The organism is Thermogemmatispora sp. (genome assembly GCF_019683755.1).
In the GTDB taxonomy this organism is placed as follows: Bacteria; Chloroflexota; Ktedonobacteria; order Ktedonobacterales; family Ktedonobacteraceae; genus Thermogemmatispora.
The window spans coordinates 1-4,113 of record NZ_JADGHT010000380.1; the positions used below are offsets into that span (position 1 = coordinate 1).

General features: G+C 57.5%; 3 protein-coding genes and 1 riboswitch. All 3 genes read right to left on the reverse strand.

All coding sequences use genetic code 11. The features are described 5' to 3' along the window. A partial coding sequence (gene metK, locus IRZ24_RS17550; protein WP_366914328.1) for a methionine adenosyltransferase occupies window positions 1-1,240 on the reverse strand: 1,240 nt, incomplete at its 3' end. Window positions 1,241-1,464: 224 nt separating this feature from the next. After that, a riboswitch (SAM riboswitch) is annotated at window positions 1,465-1,587 on the reverse strand. A gap of 219 nt (window positions 1,588-1,806) precedes the next feature. Continuing rightward, on the reverse strand, window positions 1,807-3,075 hold the full coding sequence (gene ahcY, locus IRZ24_RS17555) for an adenosylhomocysteinase (RefSeq protein ID WP_297167092.1): 1,269 nt from the start codon (window positions 3,073-3,075) through the stop codon (window positions 1,807-1,809). Window positions 3,076-3,218: 143 nt separating this feature from the next. Then, the coding region (locus IRZ24_RS17560) for a PfkB family carbohydrate kinase (RefSeq protein ID WP_297167094.1) at window positions 3,219-4,113 on the reverse strand (895 nt) is incomplete at its 5' end.

The window sequence follows — 4,113 nt, forward strand, 5'->3', positions numbered from 1 at the left end:
ATGGAGCAGAGGCATCCCCATCAACACTAGCGCCAACGCTCCGCCGCAAGGCCGGTACCATATCGAGCGCCTCCCAGGGGGCATCAATATCAGTACGACCAAAATGCCCGTAGGCGGCTGTCGGTCGATAGATCGGGCGGCGTAGATTCAGCTTCTGGATAATGGCGGCAGGACGGAGATCAAAATGCTCATTGATGAGCCGAACCAGCTCTTCGTTAGAGACTCGCCCGGTACCGAAAGTATCGACAAATAGAGAGAGGGGACGAGCCACGCCAATAGCATAGGAAATCTGGAGTTCGAGGCGGTCCGCCAGACCAGCAGCGACGAGATTTTTGGCAATATAGCGAGCCATATAGGTTGCGGAGCGATCGACCTTCGTCGGGTCCTTACCACTGAAGGCCCCACCACCGTGGCGCGCCATGCCACCATAGGTATCGACAATAATTTTGCGTCCCGTCAGACCGGCGTCGCCCATCGGTCCCCCGATGACAAAGCGCCCTGTAGGATTGACCAGAATGCGCGTTCGTTCATCGAGTAGATGAGGAGGAATGACGGGCTTAATCACATACTCTAGCACATCGTGACGAATCTGCTCCTGATCAACGTAGTCCGCATGCTGCGCAGAGACCACGATTGTATCAACACGCACCGGACGTCCATATTCGTACTGGACAGTGACCTGACTCTTGCCATCGGGACGCAGATAGGGCATCGGTCCATCGCCAGCCCAGGAACGCCGCCGTACCTGCGCCAGTTGATACGTTAATTTGTGCGCCAGGCTGATCGGCAAAGGCATCAGCTCGGGGGTCTCATTGCAGGCAAAGCCAATCATCATGCCCTGGTCGCCAGCGCCGATCTGCTCCAGCTCATCATCAGTCAGCACAAGACCGCTCTTGACCTCAGCCGAACGGCTCACCCCCAGGTCGATATCCGGGGACTGCTTGCCAATGGAGGTCACAACACCACAGGTGCGATAGTCAAAGCCATACTCTGCATTAATGTAGCCAACCTGCTCGATCGTCTTGCGCACCACCGCGGGCATGTCGATCCAAGCTGAGGTCGTGATCTCACCGGCCACCAGGACTAGACCGGTAGTCGTCGCCGCCTCACAGGCAACGCGCGCGTGCGGGTCCTGGGCCAGAATGGCATCAAGAATGGCATCCGAGATTTGGTCACATAGCTTGTCAGGATGCCCCTCTGTGACCGACTCGCTGGTAAAGAACAACTTTGGGCTGCTCATGAAGCTACTCATAGTACTGCTCACCGAAGACATTCCTCCTGACGAGAAAACTGGCACTCTCTGCCTTCACTTTTGCTCTATCTGCCTGCTAATCGAGCAGGTCATTCACTCACCTAGTCACTGGAGACAGGCGATGCGGGGATCAATGCAGTGGTTGCAGCGGCGCATAAGGCACAAAAAGACCCCTGGCAAGCAGGGGTCTAGCAACGTCACCTTGCTTATCCCCCTCATCTTGCGGAACGCTCCGCCGGAATTGGCACCCTTCCTGCAGCGTGGGCAGTGGCCACGGCGGCAGATGGGTTGCCGGGCTTCATCGGGCCGTTTCCCTCCACCTCTCTGGATGAGAGCAGATCTCACACGAACTGTATTCAATTGTAGGTGTGCTGTCTACTAAGCGGACACTAAACAAAACACCGGAGACGCTGGTGCTTCCTGTCCACAACAGGTCAGGTTTGTCTCAGTATATCGAAGAACGCTGCTCACTGTCAAGAGAGCGGGGCTGGCTCGTGCCCTACTCTCTCAGCGAACGCCAGCCCCTCACCGCCTGGCCAGCCCGAGGGTCAGGCTCAGGTACCTGCCTCCCAGGAATCGAGGTAGGTCCGCTGCTCAGTGGTCAAGGTATCGATAGTGACCCCCATTGCCTTTAGCTTGAGGCGCGCGATATCCTGGTCGATTTCCAGAGGCAGCGTGTAGACACGCGGCAGCAGCTCCTTGGCGTGCTTAAGCATATATTCGGCGCCCAGGGCCTGATTAGCAAAGCTCATATCCATGACGCTTGCAGGGTGTCCCTCAGCGGCGGCCAGATTAATCAGACGCCCTTCGCCCAGCAAATAAACCTGACGCCCGTCGGCATAGGTATACTCATCGACAAAATCGCGGATACGCCGCTTACGTACCGCTAACTGCTCTAGCGCAGGGATGTTGATCTCATCGTTGAAGTGGCCTGAATTAGCCAGCACCGCCCCATCCTTGAGGCGCTCCAGATGAGAGCGATCGATCACATTGAGATTGCCTGTCACAGTGATGAAGATATCGCCGATAGCCGCCGCTTCCAGTGAGGGCAGCACACGGAAGCCATCCATGACCGCCTCCAGGGCCCGAATTGGGTCCACCTCCGTCACCACGACATTGGCCCCCAGACCGCGCGCCCGGGCCGCGACACCGCGCCCACACCAGCCGTATCCCAGTACCACGATCGTCCGCCCGGCCAGCAACAAATTGGTCGCTCGAATGATGCCATCGAGTGTACTCTGACCCGTACCATAGCGATTATCAAAGAGGTGCTTCGTATTGGATTCGTTGACGGCCAGCACCGGGTACTTGAGAACCCCCTGCTTCTCCATGCTACGCAAGCGAATCACGCCAGTGGTCGTCTCCTCCATACCACCGATCACTTGCCCGAGCAGATCGCTGCGGCTACTGTGCAGCGTTGACACCAGATCGCAACCATCGTCCATCGTCAACTGAGGGCGATGATCCAGCGCCGCATGAATATGGCGATAATAGGTCTCCTCATCCTCGCCCTTGATAGCGAAAGTCGGAATGCCATACTCCTCCACCAGCGCCGCAGCCACATCATCCTGCGTCGAGAGGGGATTCGAAGCGCAGAGTACAAGATCGGCGCCGCCAGCCTGCAGCGTCAAAGCCAGATTAGCCGTCTCCGTCGTGATATGCAGGCAGCCAGCCATGCGAATGCCCCTCAGTGGCTGTTCCTGACTAAAGCGTTCGCGAATGAGGCGTAACACAGGCATGTCTCGCGCGGCCCATTCGATACGCTCTTTTCCACGCGGAGCCAGTGAGCGATCCTTAACATCTCCTTGTGTTGATGTGGTCATAGACCCTCTTTCCCTTCTTCTTTTCTAATTTCGCGGAGGCCCTAGCTTTATCACCTCTCGCCTCTCCTATCAGGCAGCTTAGCAGCCATGTCTCCTCACCGGCCTGCAGGCAGGCCAGCCCAGAGGCGGGTAAAAGGCCAGGCTCATCCAGCAGGAGCCGTCGCTGCTGAGCGTGGAGGCAGCCAATTGGGATCAAAATGCGAGCAGGTCACCAGCTCCTGATAGCGGGCAGCGACCTCTGCCAACGTCAGCCGCTGCAGACGACGGATACTGAAATCCTCACAGACGAAAGAACCAAGGATATTGCCATGCACCACGGCACGCTTCAAATCCTCCCAGCGATAGCGACCATCTGGCCCCGGCTCCACAGTTGATAAATAGCCAAGCAGGCCCCCGGCGAAAGCGTCGCCGGCGCCAGTAGGGTCGACTACCTCCTCAAGAGGATAGGCGGGAGCGCTGAAATAGCTGCCATCATGACCGAAGAGCAAAGCGCCATAGCTGCCCTGCTTCACGATGACATACTTCAGCCCCAGACTGAAGAGCTGACGGGCGCCGGCCACTACGCTGGCGCAGCCGGTATAGAGACGCAGCTCCTCCTCACTCATTAGCATGATATCAACACGGCGCATCACCTCCGTCAACTGCGAACGCGCCGTATTGATCCAGAGATCCATCGAGTCCAGGACAGACAAGCGCACCTGGGGCATGGCATCCAGAACCTCCCGCTGCAAGTCAGGCTGGATGTTGGCCAGAAAGAGGAGCGCACTATCACGATACTCAGGGGGGATCACTGCATGGAAATCCGCATAGACACCAAGCTGCGTATCGAGCGTGTCACGTACATTCATATCGAGATGGTAGCGCCCGACCCAGCGGAAAGTACGACCCTGCCGTACCTGTAGGCCAGAGAGATTGATCGCCCGGCTGCGGAAAAACTCCAAATATTCTTGAGGGAAATCGGTACCGACCACGGCTACCAGATTGACCGGACTATAGAGGGAAGCGGCCGTAGAGAAATAGGAAGCGGCCCCCCCAAGT

Coding starts and splice junctions, on each gene's coding strand:
- ahcY (WP_297167092.1), bottom strand. CDS start 3,075: ATGACCACATCAACACAAGGAGATGTTAAGGATCGCTCACTGGCTCCG.